This window comes from Exiguobacterium sp. UBA3968, from assembly GCF_002385115.1.
In the GTDB taxonomy this organism is placed as follows: Bacteria; Bacillota; Bacilli; order Exiguobacteriales; family Exiguobacteriaceae; genus Exiguobacterium_A.
The window spans coordinates 402258-420903 of sequence record NZ_DGCW01000005.1 but is presented as its reverse complement, the minus strand read 5'-3'; the positions used below and the strand labels follow the sequence as shown (position 1 = coordinate 420903).

Genomic DNA, 18646 nt, shown 5'->3' with positions numbered 1-18646 from the left:
TCATTTTTCGCTTCACTTGCGAAGCGTCATTCTTCTTTCGTTATTCGTCTCGAATTTTTAATACGACCCACACCTGAATGAAACCTAAAAAAAGACGACCCCCCGGTCGTCTTTTTCATTAGCGAGAAACTTCTTGTGTCTCTTCTTGTTCATATAACGTCACGTTGCGCGCTGGTGCGAACGTCGAGATTGCGTGTTTGTAGATCAATTGCTGTTTGCCTTCCGACTCCAAAATGACCGTGAAGTTATCAAATGACTTGATCAGCCCCCGTAATTGATACCCGCTGATTAAGAAAACCGTCGTTGGGACTGCATCTTTCCGTAATTGATTTAAAAAGACGTCCTGAATGTTGTATGTCGCTTTCATGATTCCCCGTGCCCCCTCTTTTTATCTGTTTCTGTCTTCGGGCAACTCTTATTTAACCGCTTTCAGAAACTCTACAGTTCTATCATAGATAATTTTGAACGTTTCTTCAAATGAAAACTTTCCCATATCTACCCAAACGCCATCAAATTGATGACGGAACCATGTCAATTGACGTTTGGCGAAGCGTCGTGTGTTCCGTTTTAGCATGTCAACAGCAGGATCGAGTGGTGCTCCGTCAAGAACAGGTAACATCTCTTTATAACCAATCGCTTGCAACGCCTTCGTCTGTCGATACCCGGCAGCGTCAAGACGCGACACTTCTTCAAGAAGCCCACTTTCGACCATCATATCTACTCGTTGATCGATTCGGTCATACAAGCGATCCCGGTCTTCCATGTGTAAGACGAACAACAGACTCTCGTAAAGTGCTGGCTTACTACCGGTCGTTTGTGTCTGACCAGTGCGCGCGACCTCGATCGCCCGAACGACCCGCTGGATGTTATTCGGATGAATCGCTTCTGCGCGCACCGGATCGAGTTCCTTTAACTGATCATGTAGTGCAGTTGCTCCATGTGTCGCCGCATACGCTTCGAGTTCAGCCCGTAAGGCTGGATCTTCTGCCTGCTCAGTAAACTGGTAGTCATATAAAATTGAACGGATGTAAAGCCCTGTTCCGCCGACGATGATCGGCAACTTACCACGGCTCGCGATCTCATCGATCGTTGCTCGGGCAACCGTTTGGAAACGGGCTACACTCATCTCGTCGTCCGGTGTGACGAGATCAAGCAGATGATGCGGCACTCCTTCCATCTCTTCGGTCGTCACTTTTGCCGATCCGATGTCCATCCCTTGATAGACTTGAACCGAATCTCCGGATAAGACCTCTCCGTTTAGTCGTTTTGCGAGTTCAATGCCTGTCTTCGTTTTTCCGACTGCCGTCGGTCCGACGATGACGATAACTGGTTGTTTCTTCATTCTGCTTCACCCATTCTTTATCTTTTTCATTTTTGATTCGAGTGTACCACAGCCATTTACTCGGATTAAAAAAATCCACAAAAAAACCGCCCTTCTTGGACGGTTCCACACTTACTTGTCTTATACGCGACGGATGAAATCGTCATAGATGGCACTAAAGATGCACCATCCACAAATGACGACGCCTGTCAGCATGATGCCCCAATCTGCCATGGTCGTTCCTCCTCTAGTCATCGTTATTCTCTCTTTTGACGGTTTGAATGGTTTGTAAACCCTTTCGAGCAGGTTTGACACCAATTCTTGGAATCAGTATGATAAAAGTACGATTGGTACGTAGCGCGGAGGCTGACCTGCATCGGCTTCCTATTAGAGGCACTGCCTCTCGATTCCATGTCTTGTGCTGGCACGAGGCGACATAGGAAGATTTCCTTCTTCCACAGAACAGGTCCGGCATCATGCCCGGGCCTGTTCTGCGTGCTAGTAGATTATTTCGAAAGGAGCTGGTTCTCGTGCGCATTCAAATCATTGGTGGGTCTGGTACTGGAAAAAGTACACTAGGTGCATTCATCGGACAATCGGAACGGATTGCGTGGATCGATACCGACCATTATCTCTGGAAAGATACGAAGTTCACTGAAAAACGTGACGTCTCCGAGCGATTTTCCATGTATGAATCAGATATACTGTCTTACCGTGATTACGTCGTCTCCGGTTCCGTCTTCGCCTGGCACCCGGATGGTTTCACCAATCGGGACTTGCTCGTCTTCCTGTCGCTCGACGAATCGCTCCGGATGGAACGGCTCATCGCACGCGAAGCAGCACGTTATCCTGACTTTTCAGGATCAAATGAGTTCCTCGACTGGTGCCGGACGTATCATACGGCGACGGACCCGAAGATGATCGGCACGTTCGCGGAACACCAACTGCAAATGGAACGGTCGGTTTCCCCCGTTCTAAGTTTAGACGCTTCAATACCAACACAGCTTCAGTATCAAAAAATAATGGAAACATACGACAAATTGCCTTACAAATCATGAAAAACGGGTCCACCTCTTCAGGTGGACCCGTTTTTCTTAATACATATCTTTTTGCGTGAAGTTCCAGAAGGCAACGATTAGTGCCGCGACCGTCCAACAACCGAGGACAGCAAGCGAGAACGGAAGTGTCATCCCTTCGATCGGTGGCGCTTGACCATCGAGGTAGTTAATCAGTCCAAAGTTGACGTTGACGAGATACTTCGAACTCGTCCAGCTTGAACCGAGCGTCGTCAGTAACGTACCGGAAATCAAAACTGCCATCATGATCCCGATGCCTGTCGCCGTATTCTTGACGAGAACGGAAACCATCAAGGCAATCGTCCCGACGACCGCCGTGACGATCCAGGCTAGACCGACCGCCATCAACAGATACTCCCACATCGGTAACGTATGCACGAATTCAGTCGAGAACGTTCCGCTCGGTGAAGCTTGGAATCCGGTCAAGATCGGTGCGGTCCAGCCGTCATAACCGAGGACGATTCCGGATATCGCATAACAGACGACGACGGTCAATGCCATCAGCATCGATGTATAAAGTAACACCGTCAACCATTTCGCCATGAGGATCTTCCAACGCCGGACCGGTCGCGACAGCAATGTCTTGATCGTTCCGTCATTTTGTTCCCCGCTGACGATGTCCGCCATGATGACGATGATGAACAGCGGTAAAATCAGCGTCAATCCTTGCGAAAAGAATATCCGGATGAACGTCGGGGCTCCCGGATAATTCGGATTGATGTCGTTATCGAGATAGTATTGGTTTTGTTTTAGGTCGAATTCAAGGAACTGACGGAACTCATCTTGAATACTGCTAGAAGCAAGACGGTTCTGTGTATCGACGATATCTTGTTGAAGTTCAACCCGCCAATCGAGTGTTCCTTGCTTTTTGATCTGTTCTTGAATGTCTCGATACTGTGCGTACGTAAACATTGAGACGAGGACGATGAGGATGATCGCAACGACAGCAAACCGACGTTTCGAAGCGATTTTCGTAACTTCATTTCGGACGAGACCGATCATGTTCGGATTACGCAATGTGATCGCCTCCCGTTAACGTGATGAACAGATCTTCAAGCGTCTGGACTTTCCGTTCGATCGTCCAAACTTCAACACCTGCTTCAAGCAACTGCTTGTTGAGTGCCGGCGTCTTACTAGCATCCATCAAGGTATGGACCGTATTCGCATCGACGACTTCGGATACTTGGACTAAATCAGAAGCCGATAAAATCTCGTTCGCCTTGAAGGCATCGTCGACACGCCAATCAACACCAGGAGCAAGCGACTCGACCAGCTCCTTGACCGTTCCGACTTGGACGATTTTACCGTAACTCATGATCGCGACACGATCGGCGAGCATCTCGATTTCAGCGAGAATATGACTTGAGACGAGGACCGACAGTTCCGTTTCCTCGACGAGCCGGCGGATGAATTGACGCAAATCCCGAATCCCCATCGGATCGAGACCATTCGTCGGTTCGTCGAGAATCAAGACGCTTGGTCGTCCGAGTAGTGCTTGGGCGATACCGAGACGCTGACGCATCCCGAGTGAGTATGTCCGGACTTGATCGTCGACCCGCGCCGTCAAATCGACGAGATCGATGACTTCCTGAATCCTTGCCTCGTCGACATTCGGTAACATCCGGGCGAAGACTTGTAAATTTTCACGACCTGTCAAATATTTATACAACTCCGGGTTCTCAACGATCGAACCAATCCGCTCCATCGCTTGGACGAACTGTTTGCGGACATCGAAGTCACAGACTGTGATTTTACCGGACGTCGGTTTGATCAGTCCGACGAGCATCCGGATCGTCGTCGTTTTCCCTGCCCCGTTCGGTCCAAGGAATCCGAAGACCTCACCCGGTTGAATTTCAAACGAGATATTATCGATGATCGTTTTTTTTCCGATCACCTTTGTTACACCTTCTAATTTCACTGTTGGTTTCACGTCTCTCACCTCTTATTGTCTATTCTAGCGGAATAATGAATCATTTGACTTGTCAGAACACTTCATTTCCGCACATTCTTTCTACATTTGCTACAATCAGGATAGAACCTAGAAGGAGGAACGTTCATGAAGCGATTACGCTGGCCCCTGTTTTTAACCGTTTCACTCTTACTGACCGCACTGTTTGGTTACGGTTTCGTCAACGCCTATAGTGACGTCGTCAATCCACCGAAGCGTGCCGTCCTCACACCAACAAAGGAAGAACCTGTCAAAAAAGGCGGAACGTACGTCGCGCTTGGTGATTCCTTGACGCGTGGTGTTGGAGCATCTAACGGAAATAGTTATGCTGCTCTTGTCGGACGCGACCTTGTCAAAGCGAACACGGTCGAGCGTTTTCAGAATCTTGCCGTCAGTGGTGCCCGGACGGAAAATTTATTAAAACAACTCAAACAAAAAGAAGTCCTACGCTCAGTCAGTCAAGCGAAAGTCATCTCGGTGACGATCGGCGGAAATGACTTGTTCAATCGTGGCGAAGGTGTCACGAATTTCGATGCAAAGAAAACGGCCGCGACGATTACGACGGCTCAAGACAACTTAAAAAAGACGTTCCGGATTCTGCGCGAACAAAATCCGGATGCTGTCATCTTCTACGTCGGACTTTATAATCCTTTCCGTGCAACGGAAAACGGTGAGGCGTTCGATGCGATCGTGCAAGACTGGAATGCTAAATCCCGGACGCTCGGGATTGAATATGACGTCGAAATCATCGACACATTCAATCTCGTTCGCGACGTCAAACGTGATTTATCAAGCGATCAGTTCCATCCGAACGACTCTACCTATGAAGAGATCGCAAAAGCCGCATTACTTGCTGTCAATAAACGTTTCTAAAACAAAAAGCCGCCTAAATGGCGGCTTTTTGTTCCGATTCATTTCAGGCGTTTGGCCAAGGCGATGAGTCCCCATTGAAGCGGCAAACGTGTCCAGAGCAACCATGATGGAAGGCGCTTCCCATTGACCGGTTTCGGATTGACGGCCATATTGACGTTTGCCGGTAAGACCGCGTACAAAAAGGCCGGAAGCGTCTTACGAACGAGATGTACTCCTTTTCCTGTCAATAGCATGAGACCATAAGCGATCTCGATCACACCCGTTACTTGGACGAAAAAGCGCTTGAACGGAATGAACGACGGCATGATGCTGACAAACCCTTTCTCGTTGCGGAAATGACCAACTCCCGCAAACAATAATCCTGCTCCATAGACTAAACGTAATAGCATGATCTTTCACTCTCTCTTTCCACTTTACGGATTCATTCGAAACAGCTTCAGTGTATCGAACTGATCCGATTATCTCAACTTTTAGAAATTGTCGTCGAATTATGGGGAATGATGAGTCATTTCGGAATGTCTCCCGTAATCAGGTGACAAGTCGCTTCATTTGCTATGATGAAGTCAGAAATCATACAGGAAGGGATGACGACTTATGGCTGGAAAAACAAAAGGACTTTTACCTGGATTGACTGGAGGAATCATCGGTGCCGTTCTGACGGCAACGATCGCGTTTCCGATTTTACTCGATCAAGAACAACAGGTCGCGGACACACCACTCTCAAACGGAATGCCAAAACAAGTCTCGACGACGTCGAATGATCCAGTGACGAATGCAGTCGCCACTGCTCAAAAATCCGTTGTAACGGTGACGAATTATCAAACCGGTAATGCGATGTCGCAAAAAGAAGCAGCTGCCGGCTCGGGATCTGGTGTCATTTATAAAAAAGAGAATGGAAAAGCATACATCATTACGAACCACCACGTCGTCGATGGCGCATCAAAACTCGATGTCACACTTAACAACGGTAAAACACTGCAAGCCAAATTACTCGGTAGTGACGAAACGTATGATTTAGCCGTGTTAGAAGTCGACGCAAACGACGTTCCAGGCGTCATCACACTCGGGAAATCGGCTGACTTAAAAGCCGGACAGACTGTCCTTGCGATTGGTAATCCGCTTGGTGAATTCCAAAACTCCGTTACCCGTGGAATCGTCAGTTCGAAAGACCGGACTGTACCGGTCGATACGAATAACGATGGACAAGACGACTTTAATACAACGGTCATCCAGACGGATGCCGCGATCAATCCTGGTAACTCAGGCGGTGCCTTGATCAATGAACAAGGACAACTCGTCGGTATCAACTCGATGAAAATTGCCGAGTCGGGTGTTGAAGGTGTCGGTTTCAGTATTCCAATCGATGATGCATTACCAATCCTCAAACAACTTGAGACGAACGGTAAAGTCGAACATCCGACACTCGGTGTTTCCTTACAAGATGTGGCGGCGTTCCCTGCTGGTTATTTAAAAGATCAAGTTAACTTACCAGACAGTCAAAAAACAGGTGTCGTCGTCATGTCAGTCGAACCGAACAGTCCAGCCGCTGCGGCTAAACTGAAAACAGGTGACGTGATCACGAAAATCAACGACTCCGAGATTAAAGGATTCGTCGATATCAAAACGGCACTCATCAAATCAGACGGTCCACTCTCACTGACAATCATCCGTGACGGAAAAACGATGACGGTCGAGACGAAAACAACGACGACCGACCAGCTGTAAACTTCAGCCTGACGTTTCGTCCGCCTTCCTTTTCGGGTATTGTTTTAGAACAATATCGAATTGGGAGGCTTTTCTATGTATGACTTAATCGGCATCGGCATTGGTCCGATGAATTTAGGGTTGAGCGCACTGGCTCATCCGACAGATTTAAAAACGTTATTTTTTGACGAAAGCGAACAATTCTCATGGCATCCCGGCATGATGATTCAGGACTCGATGATGCAGACAAGCTTCATCTCCGATCTCGTCACACTTGCTGATCCGACGAGCGCATTTTCTTACCTTAATTACTTACGATCGATCCAACGTCTCCACACGTTTTACTTCTATGAAAAACTTCTGATTTCAAGACAAGGTTACAATGATTACTTACGCTGGGTGGCGACACAGCTTGATGATTTACGATTTTCAACCCGCGTCGTCGATGTGCAAGATACCGGTGATAGTTTCGAGGTCCTCGTCGAAGATGTCACAACTGGTAAACGGGAAACGTTCGAAGCACGGAACGTCGTCATCGGTACTGGCTCAAAGCCCGCGATTCCAGACACGTTTGACGAGCGTGTCATTCACAATACACAGTATGTCATGAACAAGGCAGAACTGTTGCAGCGCAAAAAAATCAGTATCGTCGGCTCCGGTCAAAGTGCTGCCGAGATCTTCCTTGATCTTTTGACGACACCTGCTCCAGAGCGTCCTGAACTCGAATGGATTGCGCGTTCGACACTGTTTGAGACACTCGAGACCGGTAAACTCGGAGAAGAAATTTTTTCACCGAGCTATGTGACGTATTTCAACCAACTCCCACTCGAAGTAAGACAAGAGTCGGTCAAGAAATTCGCCCGGTCTCAGAACGGCATCAGTCCAGAGACCCTGCAATCGATCTATGCCCACCTCTATGATTTGACGGAAGAAGAACAGCAACAAGTCGCGATTCGCGCGAATCTTGAAGTGAAAAAGATTACCTATGACGAACGGTTCACGATTGCGATGCAACATCAAGAGCTCGAAGATGAACGCTCGTCCAAAACAGATGCTGTCATCGCGGCAACCGGCTTTTCGCCATCTCTTCCAAGCTTCATTGATCGACTCGATATCGTGTTCGAAGCACCCAACGCTTGGAAAGTCGACGCGGACTATCAAATCGTGCGTTCCGTCGAGACGGCGCATCATCTTTACGCAACCGCTAATTTAGAGTTATCACATGGTCCAGCAGCTGATAATCTCGGCATGTCTGTTTCGCGGAATCAGTTGATTTTGAACGCTGTCGCCGGTACGGAACTTTATCCGGTCGAACAACATGCGACGTTTACGACGTTTGATTAAGTCAGATGAGCATACAGTAAAACGGACGAGGTATGGTGCGCGCCATACCTCGTCCGTTTTGTCTATTTCAATGCTTCACGTCACGGTTTTTTCGTTAGTTCTAGTGCAGCCAGTAACAATAACGTAGCTTGCACCCGTGTCACTCCTGATTTAGCCAGTAACAGATGAAAGGCAATCAACCAGTTGACTTCGTCTGAAAAACGATTCCGTGCTCGCTCCCGATCGACGATCCGGGTCACGTAAATCCAATCAACACGTTCCATCGATGGTAATAACGCAAGAAGCGGCATTAAACGATCCCAAATAATGATTTCTCGCCGTTCAAGTAGTTCCCGCCAAGCAACGATTCGTTCTTGTTGCGCTGACGCATCCGGATGCGCTGCTAAGATCTGCGCCGTAATGACACGTTCACTCGTCCGTTCCATATATTGCGCAAGCCACTCTTCAAACGTATCAACGCGTTCTAAAAACGTATCTGGTAGTGGGTGCTGTTCAAGCAAAGTCGATGTCACGACATACTGCTTCGCAGCATTCAGATGTGGTCGTGTCGCATGCAAGCGTTCCATGTAGGGAAACGCATCAATCCCTTGTCGACGGTTCAGTACTTCATTGAGTGCAAAAAATGGTCGGACTCCTTTATCACGAATCAATCGATGTTTAATCTTCTTTTCAGCGACGATGATTTCTTCGATGAGGACATCAGGATCCGTGCTATTCAGTTGAACATGGGCAACGAGCAATGGTGTATAGCGGCTCCGTAACGCTGAAAAGCGAGATGTCTTGTGTTTGATCGTTCGCATCAGACGTTCGTAGACATTCTGCTCAAAGACAGTATCGTGAATCGTGTAGGACAGCGCAAAAAAACGATGGAAATCATGTGACGATTCCTCCCGCAAGACGGGATAGCTCTCATCATAATTCTCACAGAATTGACCGTACATCCTTCCACCTCTCCTTCTTTTCTATGCATCGTTTTCCCTAAAAATGGCTTGCACAATCATATTTTTAAACGCACAAAAAAAGCAACGGAACATGTCCATTGCTTTTACATTCTTTCAAATCGATTCAAACTCGTTGTCTCTCTAACAAACGGGAGAAATAACCACCTTGATCCATCAACTCGTCATGCGAGCCCTCTTCGACGATCCCGTCTTTCGTGACGACGAAAATCTTATCCGCATTCCGGATCGTCGCTAAACGGTGCGCAATGACGAGGGTCGTCCGGTTCTCAGACAGTTCGGCCAGCGACTCTTGGATGAGTGCTTCCGTTTCCGTATCAAGAGCTGACGTCGCTTCGTCCAGAATCAGAATCGGTGGATTCTTTAGGAACATCCGTGCGATGGCAAGTCGTTGCTTTTGTCCACCCGATAACTTGAGTCCGCGTTCGCCGATTTGTGTCGCATACCCATCCGGAAGGTCCGCGATCATCGGTCCGAGGTGGGCACGTTCTGCTGCCCGCACGATGTCTTCGTGCGTCGCATTCAGATCACCGTAGGCGATGTTCTCAGCGATCGTCCCTGAGAACAAGAAGACATCCTGCTGGACGATACCGATTTGTTGACGTAGTGACTCCTTCGTCATTTGCCGGATATCAATTCCGTCAATTGTGATTGCGCCATCTAGAACATCATAAAAACGTGGAATCAACGAACAGATCGTCGTCTTCCCTGCCCCGGATGTTCCGACGAATGCGACCGTCTGACCAGGTTCGACCGTCAGATTGATGTGTTCTAAGATTAGACGATCCGCTTCATATCCGAATGCGACATCCTTGAACGTGATGCCACCGTTCAAGCGATCAACGACGAGCGCATCTGGTGCATCAGGTAAGGACGCATCTTCATCAATCATCGAAAGGAATCGCTTAAAGCCCGCCATCCCTTTCGGATACATCTCAAGCAATGCCGTAATCTTATCGATTGGCTTCAATAAGATATTCATGTAGAGAATGAAGCCGACGAGTTCTCCTGCCGTTAAGGCTTCGCGATATGTCAGGTACGCACCGACGACTAAGACGGCAAGTGTCATCAAACGAGTCGTCAAGTAGATGCCGGACAGGCTCTTACTCATGACCTTATAGGCATTGATCTTCGACTGACGGAACGTTGCGTTGTCTTTTTCAAAACGCTCGATTTCGTAAGCTTCGTTCGTGAACGACTGGACGACACGGACACCGGAAACACTGTCCTCGACGCGTGAATTGACTTCCGCGATGTTACCGTACATCCGGTCCCATGATTTATTCATCCGAACGTTCGCATAACTGATCAACCAGATCAGGAATGGCACAGCAATGATCGTCACGAGGGCAAGCGGCACATTGATCGTCAGCATGATCGAGAATGCACCAAGCAAGGTCATGACGGCAATGAACGCATCTTCCGGACCATGATGGGCTAGTTCCCCGATATCGAACAAGTCATTTGTGATCCGGCTCATGATATGACCCGTCTTTGTATTGTCAAAGAAACGGAACGACTGTTTCTGGACATGACTAAACAACTGACGACGCATATCGGTCTCGATATTAATCCCGAGCTTATGTCCGAAATAGTTGACGACGAATTGCATCAGCGTACTGATGACGTATAACGCTAATAATCCGACGCTGACAAGGATGATCCAGTTCATCTCTCCGTTTGGTAACAAGGAGTCGATGAACCATTTAACTGCGAGTGGAAACGCAAGTTCTAAAACCCCGACGAATAAGGCAGACGTGAAATCGAGCCAGAATAAACGTTTATGTGGGATATAATACTGATAAAAACGGTGTAACATGTGTAGCCTCCTTCCGAGTACTTCTAGTGTACTTGAACTTTTTTGAAAATACTCCTTCTACCTATTCGTTTTTTTTTGAAAAACGGTATTACAGTTTTCCAGACAAAAATTATATTTTTAATTCAGGGGAATCAGCACTTTTTATGACAAAATGGTAACAACGATTTTTACCTATCTCTTGGAAGGAGCTATGTCACGTGAAAAAGACCGTTCTCGCCCTCACGACGCTCGCTTTGGTCGGTACCACAATTCCGGTTTCAGCCGCGTCAACGACACTGACTTTGACGGATAACGTCAACATTCGCACGGCTGCCTCGACTTCCGCGAAGGTCATCACGACTCTAAAAAAAGGTACGAAGCTGACAGCTGTCAAGAAAGTCAACAGCTGGTATGAAATCCGCTATCAGTCGAAACCAGCTTTCATTACTTCAGCATACGTCAAAGCAACGACGGAAAAGGCTCCGACAACTACGACCTACATAACGAACACCGATGCCGTCAACGTCCGGCAAAAAGCAACGACGAGTTCGAAATCACTCGGAAAACTAGCAAAGAATACTGTCTTGACTGTTCAGAAACAATCAGGTGATTGGTACCAAATCACATATAAGAAACAAACGGCCTATGTCCATGCGACGTTAGTCAGTAAAAAGACATCAAACGTCATGACGGATTCCAAACCACCAGTGACGACTCCCGTCAAACAAGTCGTTAAAGCGGTCGATCGATCGAAAGTCTACACGGTTAATGCGAAGGAAGGCTTGAATGCTCGGACTGCTGCAGCGACGAATGCAAAAATCTACAAGACATTACCGCATCAAACGGTTCTTGATGTCACAGGTGCCGTTGATTCATGGTACCAAGTCAAGCTCGACGGAAAAGAAGCATATGTCGCTTCGACCTATGTCAAAGCTTCAACAAAAGCATCACCACCAACAACGCCGACGACGCCTGGAGTCTCTTTGACGCCGGTTGATGCTTCGAAGACGTATCGCGTCAACGCACCAACTGGATTGAATGTCCGTACGTTACCTTCGACGTCGTCTAAAGTCTTCACACAAGTCGGACACGGTTCGACAGTCAATGTCACGGGTGAAACGACAGGAAAAGATAGCGGCTGGTACCAGATCAAGATTGGAACTGGTCTTTACTATGTCGCGAAGAGTTACATCACGACGGGATCCGTCACGACGACGCCTCCGGTCACTCCAACGACACCCCCGGTAACGACTGTTCCAGGTTCAACATTGATGGAACGTGCGATTTCGATTGGGCAACAATATCTTGGAACGCCATATCGATGGGGGTCAAGTAGTCCAGTCAACGGTGGCTTCGACTGCTCTGGTTTCATTAATTACACGTTGAATGCTGCTGGCTATTCTGTCGGACGGACGAACGTCAACGGTTACTGGAACGATGACCGTTATCTTGGGGTAAAGCTTTCGAAACTTCGTCAGCCAACACGCGGCGATATCATCTTCTTCGAAAACACGTATGCCGCTGGTCCAACACATATCGGCATCATGCTGAACAACGACCAGTTCATCCATGCGAATGAACCAGCTCTTGGCATCAGCCGTCTTTCAGAACGTTACTGGACACAAAAACTATTAGGCTTTAAATCACTTTAAGACATTTTTCATCCATCCCTCGGGGTGGATGTTTTTTGTCTTACCGCTTCTCTTTTGGATATACTGGATATGGAAAGGATGTGTCTGCATGTCTTATAAAACACTTTATATCCGGCTGCTCTTTCTTACCTTATTGATTTTTGGTGGTTCGATGCTCTTGCATTATATCCAGACGGGAGACGTCTATATCGGTCACTTGATCGTTTCCGTCGCCGCATGCGTCTTATTGATTTTCAGAAGAACGACATCCTCACACGAACAGGCATGAAGCGAGTGCGCTTCATGCCTGTTTTTTCGTCATTGAACATTAACCAATGCTTGTATCTCTCGCTCAAGATCGCCTTTGAGCCGTTCACTTTGAAGGTCATCCTTCAATCGTAAAACATCCTCCAGTCGTTCCTGACCAATCCCTCGTTGCATCGCCAGTACGAGCGTCTGTAACATCATCGCTTGGTCGAATCCACTCGCAGCAAGCCAGGCATCTTGCATCTCCCATATCTTATCGACGCTCTGCTGCAGCGTCTGATTCGGTAATTCGATGCCATTGACAAGGAGATGGACTTCGAGTTGTCCGATGTAATGTTTCGCGTCATCGATCGCTACAGTAACGAGTCTTTCCCACGCCATCTGCATGCCGTTCGTATCATTTTCGAAAATCGCGATGAGTCCTTTCGTCAAATCAACTTCGATCCGTCCAACGGCAGTCGTTTCACTAAATGCAAAAAACTGCTCCAATCGATCAAACTCTTGCCGTGATTGTTCGATTTCCCCTTCTAGATATAAAAACAATCCGAGGAAACGTTGAAACGAAATGACATGATAATAGACATCTTGCTCCCGCATATACTGAACCCCTTCACGCAATAAGGCGATCGCTTCTGTATAGTGATCATCGAACAAACTTGCTCGGAGCGCACGCAAGATTTGGAAATTTAAATAGGTTTTTGGCGCCAGTGGAATCTCGCGTGGTACATCCATTGCTTCGATCAGCTCATACGCTTCCTTTGTCCGTTTGAGATTGAATAAAAAATAGACTTTCGAGATCTGAACGAGCAACTGCTCATCTTGACGACCGAGCTGTTGAAAAATCCGCTCTGCTTTCTCATAATATATCAAACCAAGCCCCGGGTCAGACGCTCGGAGGGCATCGCCGTATTTATGATAGACCTGCCCTTGCCAATAGGAAGTCGTTTCCGGAACCAAGTAAGGTTCTAGAAGTTCCTGAATTTTTTCGTCTGAAAAATATGGGGTATGCCGCGAACGGATTGTTTCGATGAGTTCCCGCATCTGAACATCTCGCGGATCGAGCATTAATTCTTCGACTGTCACCTGTAATCGCCTAGCAATCGCCTGTAATGCGGGCACAGACGGTGTCGCTTTGCCGTTCTCGACCATACTGAGCATTGACTTCGTGATGATGCCGGTCGCAACATCCGTTTGCGTCATTTTTTTCTGTTTTCGGATCTGTTTGATACGTTCCCCTAACACACTGGTCACTCCTTTTATCATAAAAGTTAAATTATATTGAACTTTATCTTTACATTTTTCTTCCACTCCTTTATTCTACACTAAAGTTCAATAAAATTTAACTCTGAAGGAGTGAACAGGATGTCATTTAATTTAAAGCGTGTCTTATTCGGAAAGTTTTGTTCATTATTCGCAGCTAGTCTCTTTACGTTCGTCGCCGGACTGACCGTCTTACGGGAAACGTCGTCTGGTTTTCAGTTTGCGCTCGTCCTGCTTGCAGGATCAGTGCCACGGATTTTGTTCTCACCGGTTGCTGGTGTCCTCGCTGATCGTTGGAACCGGAAACGAATCATCGTCATGACCGAAAGCTTAAGTGCACTCGTCTTGTTTGGACTTTTGCTCTATTCGTTACAAGCCCCTCTACATACCGTTCATTACATCATCGCTAGTGTCCTTTTGACGAGCCTGTCGACGTTCCTGTCCGTTACCTTATCAAGCTCGTTACCGCGACTCGTACAAGAAGAGGAGTTACAACGCGGGAACGCACTCTTCTCGACGATTCAATCGATCTCAACGATTACTGCTCCACTCGTTGCGGGACTGCTTATCGCCACTGTCTCCATCACGCAATTCTTGATCTTACCGTTTCTCCTGTTTGCTTCTGCAGCTTGGTGGAATAGCCGCCTCCGCTTTCTTGCAGTCGATACCTCTTCTTCAGCTATTACCGATACTCCATCCTTTGTCTCGGAGTTTAAAGAAGGCTATCGCTATCTGTTCCGTCAACCGGTATTGACGACACTCGTCCTGATGGCGATCGTCCTGAACTTCTTTTTTGTCGCTTTCGAAATCTTGTTACCGATCGTTTTGCTCGATCGACTGCAATTCACGCCATTTCGGTTTGGATTAGTCGAGTCCGCACTGGGTGCTGGTCTTCTTGTCGCTTCGTTGCTTCTTGCCTTACCTCGCTTTACCGTGAAACGTCCGTTACGGACGATATTCGAGTCGCTCTTTTTGATCGCCTCTTGTTATGCGCTTCCTGCACTTGCTTTACTCGGCTACGTTCCCTCTGCTCTACTACTACCCTTTTTCATGATTCTATTGTTCATCGACGGCATGCTCGTCTTACGGATGAACATTCCACTTCAGCTCATCGTTCAAAAACAGACCGATCCAGCTTACCTCGGGCGTGTCATCGGTGTCCTTGAATCGGTCGCCATGGCGATGATGCCGATTGGTACCCTATTATTTGGTTTACTCAGTGATCATGTGTCTATCATCGTGCTACTTGCAGTCGGTACAGTCGGCTTGTTCGGTGCAGCGTTATTCGGATTCTTCCGATTGCGTAAAGACATCGTATCCGAACGCATTCCAGTAGTAGACGCAAAAAACACGTCCTCCCTCACTTCGTGAGAAAGGACGTGCGTATAAATCAGACTGTCGCTTTGACAGCGTCCATGATTAATTTTAATGATTGTTGTTTTGCTTCCTTGTCAGCAATCATCGAAGCGATCATTACTTCGTCTGTGCCATAAGAATCGGCAAGCTCTTGTAATTGTTTTGCAACGGATTCCGGGTTACCGACGATCATCCGTTTCCGATTTTCAGCAATCCGGAACTGATCTTGGAACGTATACGGATACGCTGCTGCTTCTTCCGGTGTCGGCGTTCCTGTTGACGAGACCCCTTTTTCGAGTAAGAGCAGAGATAAATCAAGGCTTGACGCCAAACGTTCTGCTTCTTCCGTCGTTTCGGCACATGTCACGAAGATCGAAACGAGTGTTTGTGGTGTCTCATTAAACGACGTCGCCATGAAATTATGACGATAGTAATCCATTACTTCCTGACCACCCTGTCCATTGATGAAGTGGGCAAATGCAAATCCGAATCCGCGTTGTGCGGCGTTCAAGGCACTACCACCACTTGATCCGAGCAACCAGCCTTCTGGTGTCGTATCGACTTCTGGTGTGGCGACGAGTCCCGCGAACCGGTGTCCGGCAGGTGCCCCGTCTTTCAGGTAGTCGACGAGATCATCAAGTTGCTCACCATAATCAGCTCCACCAAACCGTGGCGACGAACCTTCTTGTAACGCACGCGTCGCAAGCGGCATACCACCTGGTGCCCGACCGAGACCGAGATCAATCCGGTTCGGAGCAAGTCCTTCGAGGACACGGAAGTTCTCCGCAACTTTGTAGGCACTGTAATGTGGCAACATGACACCGCCTGAACCAAGGCGAATCTGTTTCGTCACGGCTGCCATATACGCGATCAAGACTTCCGGACTTGAACCGGCTAGTGTTTTGGCAAAGTGGTGCTCGGATACCCACAGGCGATGATAACCGAGTTCGTCCGCGATTTTCGCGAGCTCGACCGTTTCGTGTAAGGCATCAGATGGGGATTGTCCTTTAGAGACCGGGGATTGGTCTAAAATACTAAGTTTCATGTATGTCTCTCCTTTTTCTTTCGAATGCGTACCTACACTGTACGCCTCCTCGTTGTACCGTGCAACGAAACTGCTTCTTTCCGTCATGGGGACGTTTTCATTTTGAAATTCAGGGAACAATCCTTACGTGAGCATAAAAATCTAACGAATGAGGTGGAGTCACATGTCAACCCATACTACGAATCAAGAAGCAGTCGAAACGATCAAGAAACTGATCGATAAAATTGAAACAGCGATGCTGACGACGATTGCAGCAGAAGGACTCGTATCGCGTCCGATGCAGACACAGGATATCGAATTTGATGGCGACCTCTGGTTCCTCACTTCAAAAGAAACGGACAAGTATCAAGAATTACTTAAGAATCCGAGTGTTAACGTCGCGTACGTCGACAAATCATACGTCTCGATTCGTGGAACAGCAGAACTCGTCGAAGACATCGAACGAAAAAAAGAGCTCTGGAGCCCACGTTACGAAGCATATCTTGGAACGACATACGAAGATCCGAAAGTCGTCTTGATCAAGGTCAACACGGAAGCTGCTGAGTACTGGGAAACAGGAAACACGACAAAGTCCGTCAAACAAGTCTTGAAGAAAGTCGTCGGCAAAGACGATGAGAACGAAATCAATAAAACAGTCGACTTATCTTGACGAGTTAAACCCGCGCAGCTTGCGTGGGTTTTTTCATGTGAAGATAGTCGTTTTTCTCAAAATGATGTAACATAATAAAATGAACTAATACGTAACTTAACTAAAAGGAGTACAATCATGGGAGAATTTTTTACGTTATTACGCCGGGGTAACCGGTCTGCGTTGACGGCAGGCATCGTCAACTCTATCATCGCCATCATCAAGGCAATTGCCTACGTCCTGACGGGAAATGTCGCGATGTTCGCCGAAATGATGCATACGCTCGGGGATGCTGCCAATCAATTTTTCGTCTTCATCGGTTCTGCCCTCAGTAAAAAAGCACCAACGAAACGGTTCCCGAATGGCTTTGGTCGTCTCGTCAATCTCGTCTTGTTAGGCGCAATCCTCTTTGTCGGCATCATGGCCTACGAAACGATTCATGAAGGGATTGCCCACATCATCGAACCGACAAAATCGACAGGCTTCTGGATCACGTTATCCGTTTTATTCGCAGGGGTCGTCTTAGAAAGTGGTGTGTTCTTTAAAGCAATGCAGGAAATCGCGCATGATGCGAAATTGGACTCAAAAGGACCACGCCTCATCCTCGACAGCTTCCGGTCACTGAAGCAAGCAAAACCAGCGACACGCCTTGTGTTCCTTGAAGACTTAGTCGCAACGGCTGGCGGAATCGTCGCGATGATCGCCGTCATCATCTCACATGTGACACCGTTTCATCAGGCAGAAGGAATTGCTTCGATCCTGATCGGGCTGATGATGTTTTACGTCGTCGGAAACGTCTTCCTGCAAAACGCAGCTGGTGCACTTGGTGAAGCCGATGAGACGATGGCAGCACGTCTCGGCGGACTGATCATGAAAGACCCAGACGTCAAAGACATTAGTAAACTGGAAGTTATTAAAGAAGGCGATCATTTCCACGTCGAAGTTGAAATCGAAGTTGATCCGACGTTGACGATCGCTCAAGCAGACGACATCAAGGACCGCCTTGAACTGCAGATCCGTTTGCAACAAGGCATCATCGATGTGACGATCGGCTTTGACGAAGACGATAAGATTCAACAGTATGTCGTTGCTTCTGACGAGTCATGACACCGTTCACGCAAGATGTCCTGACCATCATCCGTTCAATCCCTGCTGGTCGGGTCATGACGTACGGGCAAGTCGCTCGACTCGCCGGTCATCCGCGTAGCGCACGACAAGTGGCGCGGATTCTTCACAGCATGAGTACGACGGAACGTCTACCGTGGCACCGCGTCCTTGCTGCTGGCGGAAAACTATCGCTCGAAGGCGATGAACAACGGCTGGCACTTGAAGCAGAAGGTGTCGAGTTCCTTACAATCCGTCAACTCGATTTATCGCGTTATCAAGTAAGAAGTGAATAGATGAAAAATAAAGGGATGACCGGTGTATGTACCAGT

The 18646-nt window shown here is 47.7% G+C and carries 19 protein-coding genes; 10 read left to right on the top strand and 9 right to left on the bottom strand.

Annotated features, from left to right (window positions below; translation table 11 throughout):
- Positions 1 to 118: 118 nt before the first annotated feature.
- Both hfq and miaA read right to left on the bottom strand, forming a co-directional pair.
- Positions 119 to 367 carry an RNA chaperone Hfq gene (hfq, locus tag B3S86_RS03775; RefSeq protein ID WP_023467753.1) on the bottom strand — a complete coding sequence of 83 codons (249 nt, stop codon included), beginning with the start codon at positions 365 to 367 and terminating at the stop codon, positions 119 to 121.
- A gap of 48 nt (positions 368 to 415) precedes the next feature.
- Positions 416 to 1342, bottom strand: a complete 927-nt coding sequence (miaA, locus tag B3S86_RS03770) for a tRNA (adenosine(37)-N6)-dimethylallyltransferase MiaA (protein ID WP_290749260.1) — start codon at positions 1340 to 1342, stop codon at positions 416 to 418.
- 509 nt (positions 1343 to 1851) lie between these two features.
- Between miaA and B3S86_RS03765 the strand changes: the two genes are divergently transcribed.
- Positions 1852 to 2379, top strand: coding sequence for a hypothetical protein (locus B3S86_RS03765; protein ID WP_290749257.1), 528 nt, complete (start codon positions 1852 to 1854; stop codon positions 2377 to 2379).
- Between the two features lie 36 nt (positions 2380 to 2415).
- Here B3S86_RS03765 and B3S86_RS03760 read toward each other — a convergent pair whose 3' ends face one another.
- Positions 2416 to 3414, bottom strand: coding sequence for an ABC transporter permease (locus B3S86_RS03760; RefSeq protein WP_035408742.1), 999 nt, complete (start codon positions 3412 to 3414; stop codon positions 2416 to 2418).
- Positions 3407 to 4327, bottom strand: coding sequence for an ABC transporter ATP-binding protein (locus tag B3S86_RS03755; protein ID WP_290749254.1), 921 nt, complete (start codon positions 4325 to 4327; stop codon positions 3407 to 3409). Before B3S86_RS03755 ends, B3S86_RS03760 begins: the two co-directional genes overlap by 8 nt.
- Positions 4328 to 4453: 126 nt before the next feature.
- On the opposite strand from B3S86_RS03755, the gene B3S86_RS03750 reads away from it, so the two are divergent.
- Positions 4454 to 5218 (top strand): SGNH/GDSL hydrolase family protein, encoded by a 765-nt coding sequence (locus tag B3S86_RS03750; RefSeq protein ID WP_056060514.1) that lies wholly within the window; start codon positions 4454 to 4456, stop codon positions 5216 to 5218.
- A 38-nt stretch (positions 5219 to 5256) separates the two neighbouring features.
- Here B3S86_RS03750 and B3S86_RS03745 read toward each other — a convergent pair whose 3' ends face one another.
- Entirely contained in the window at positions 5257 to 5607 is a 351-nt protein-coding gene (locus B3S86_RS03745; RefSeq protein WP_035408747.1) for a DoxX family protein, read from the bottom strand.
- Positions 5608 to 5812: 205 nt separating this feature from the next.
- Here B3S86_RS03745 and B3S86_RS03740 point away from each other — a divergent pair, with 205 nt between their 5' ends.
- Together B3S86_RS03740 and B3S86_RS03735 are read left to right on the top strand one after the other, a co-directional pair.
- The gene (locus B3S86_RS03740; protein ID WP_035408750.1) at positions 5813 to 6943 is read left to right on the top strand and encodes a S1C family serine protease; all 1131 of its coding nucleotides are present in this window, start codon (positions 5813 to 5815) and stop codon (positions 6941 to 6943) included.
- A 75-nt stretch (positions 6944 to 7018) separates the two neighbouring features.
- Complete coding sequence (locus tag B3S86_RS03735) at positions 7019 to 8266, top strand: lysine N(6)-hydroxylase/L-ornithine N(5)-oxygenase family protein (RefSeq protein ID WP_035408754.1); 1248 nt, start codon at positions 7019 to 7021, stop codon at positions 8264 to 8266.
- Between the two features lie 80 nt (positions 8267 to 8346).
- On the opposite strand, the gene B3S86_RS03730 is transcribed toward B3S86_RS03735, so the two are convergent.
- Together B3S86_RS03730 and B3S86_RS03725 are read right to left on the bottom strand one after the other, a co-directional pair.
- The gene (locus tag B3S86_RS03730) at positions 8347 to 9207 is read right to left on the bottom strand and encodes a DUF4003 family protein (RefSeq protein WP_035408756.1); all 861 of its coding nucleotides are present in this window, start codon (positions 9205 to 9207) and stop codon (positions 8347 to 8349) included.
- Between the two features lie 124 nt (positions 9208 to 9331).
- The gene (locus tag B3S86_RS03725; RefSeq protein WP_290749244.1) at positions 9332 to 11044 is read right to left on the bottom strand and encodes an ABC transporter ATP-binding protein; all 1713 of its coding nucleotides are present in this window, start codon (positions 11042 to 11044) and stop codon (positions 9332 to 9334) included.
- A 197-nt stretch (positions 11045 to 11241) separates the two neighbouring features.
- Here B3S86_RS03725 and B3S86_RS03720 point away from each other — a divergent pair, with 197 nt between their 5' ends.
- Both B3S86_RS03720 and B3S86_RS03715 read left to right on the top strand, forming a co-directional pair.
- Positions 11242 to 12675 (top strand): C40 family peptidase, encoded by a 1434-nt coding sequence (locus B3S86_RS03720; protein ID WP_056060501.1) that lies wholly within the window; start codon positions 11242 to 11244, stop codon positions 12673 to 12675.
- Positions 12676 to 12763: 88 nt separating this feature from the next.
- Positions 12764 to 12943 (top strand): hypothetical protein, encoded by a 180-nt coding sequence (locus B3S86_RS03715; RefSeq protein ID WP_035408763.1) that lies wholly within the window; start codon positions 12764 to 12766, stop codon positions 12941 to 12943.
- Between the two features lie 29 nt (positions 12944 to 12972).
- On the opposite strand, the gene B3S86_RS03710 is transcribed toward B3S86_RS03715, so the two are convergent.
- A complete protein-coding gene (locus B3S86_RS03710; protein WP_290749235.1) occupies positions 12973 to 14163 on the bottom strand; it encodes a helix-turn-helix domain-containing protein in 1191 nt (396 codons plus the stop codon).
- Positions 14164 to 14283: 120 nt separating this feature from the next.
- Here B3S86_RS03710 and B3S86_RS03705 point away from each other — a divergent pair, with 120 nt between their 5' ends.
- A complete protein-coding gene (locus B3S86_RS03705) occupies positions 14284 to 15552 on the top strand; it encodes an MFS transporter (RefSeq protein WP_290749233.1) in 1269 nt (422 codons plus the stop codon).
- A gap of 19 nt (positions 15553 to 15571) precedes the next feature.
- On the opposite strand, the gene B3S86_RS03700 is transcribed toward B3S86_RS03705, so the two are convergent.
- Positions 15572 to 16582: an LLM class flavin-dependent oxidoreductase gene (locus B3S86_RS03700; protein WP_023467737.1), complete on the bottom strand. Its 1011-nt coding sequence runs from the start codon at positions 16580 to 16582 to the stop codon at positions 15572 to 15574.
- 163 nt (positions 16583 to 16745) lie between these two features.
- Here B3S86_RS03700 and B3S86_RS03695 point away from each other — a divergent pair, with 163 nt between their 5' ends.
- The 3 genes from B3S86_RS03695 to B3S86_RS03685 all read left to right on the top strand — a co-directional run bounded on the left by B3S86_RS03695 (position 16746) and on the right by B3S86_RS03685 (position 18610).
- Complete coding sequence (locus B3S86_RS03695; protein ID WP_214855324.1) at positions 16746 to 17231, top strand: pyridoxamine 5'-phosphate oxidase family protein; 486 nt, start codon at positions 16746 to 16748, stop codon at positions 17229 to 17231.
- Between the two features lie 117 nt (positions 17232 to 17348).
- Complete coding sequence (locus tag B3S86_RS03690; protein WP_290749228.1) at positions 17349 to 18317, top strand: cation diffusion facilitator family transporter; 969 nt, start codon at positions 17349 to 17351, stop codon at positions 18315 to 18317.
- On the top strand, positions 18314 to 18610 hold the full coding sequence (locus B3S86_RS03685; RefSeq protein ID WP_035408778.1) for an MGMT family protein: 297 nt from the start codon (positions 18314 to 18316) through the stop codon (positions 18608 to 18610). Before B3S86_RS03690 ends, B3S86_RS03685 begins: the two co-directional genes overlap by 4 nt.
- Positions 18611 to 18646 lie beyond the last annotated feature (36 nt).

Coding starts and splice junctions, on each gene's coding strand:
- B3S86_RS03715 (WP_035408763.1), top strand. CDS start 12,764: ATGTCTTATAAAACACTTTATATCCGGCTGCTCTTTCTTACCTTATTG.
- B3S86_RS03685 (WP_035408778.1), top strand. CDS start 18,314: ATGACACCGTTCACGCAAGATGTCCTGACCATCATCCGTTCAATCCCT.
- B3S86_RS03695 (WP_214855324.1), top strand. CDS start 16,746: ATGTCAACCCATACTACGAATCAAGAAGCAGTCGAAACGATCAAGAAA.
- B3S86_RS03700 (WP_023467737.1), bottom strand. CDS start 16,582: ATGAAACTTAGTATTTTAGACCAATCCCCGGTCTCTAAAGGACAATCC.
- B3S86_RS03725 (WP_290749244.1), bottom strand. CDS start 11,044: ATGTTACACCGTTTTTATCAGTATTATATCCCACATAAACGTTTATTC.
- miaA (WP_290749260.1), bottom strand. CDS start 1,342: ATGAAGAAACAACCAGTTATCGTCATCGTCGGACCGACGGCAGTCGGA.
- hfq (WP_023467753.1), bottom strand. CDS start 367: ATGAAAGCGACATACAACATTCAGGACGTCTTTTTAAATCAATTACGG.
- B3S86_RS03705 (WP_290749233.1), top strand. CDS start 14,284: ATGTCATTTAATTTAAAGCGTGTCTTATTCGGAAAGTTTTGTTCATTA.
- B3S86_RS03735 (WP_035408754.1), top strand. CDS start 7,019: ATGTATGACTTAATCGGCATCGGCATTGGTCCGATGAATTTAGGGTTG.
- B3S86_RS03690 (WP_290749228.1), top strand. CDS start 17,349: ATGGGAGAATTTTTTACGTTATTACGCCGGGGTAACCGGTCTGCGTTG.
- B3S86_RS03745 (WP_035408747.1), bottom strand. CDS start 5,607: ATGCTATTACGTTTAGTCTATGGAGCAGGATTATTGTTTGCGGGAGTT.
- B3S86_RS03750 (WP_056060514.1), top strand. CDS start 4,454: ATGAAGCGATTACGCTGGCCCCTGTTTTTAACCGTTTCACTCTTACTG.
- B3S86_RS03730 (WP_035408756.1), bottom strand. CDS start 9,207: ATGTACGGTCAATTCTGTGAGAATTATGATGAGAGCTATCCCGTCTTG.
- B3S86_RS03740 (WP_035408750.1), top strand. CDS start 5,813: ATGGCTGGAAAAACAAAAGGACTTTTACCTGGATTGACTGGAGGAATC.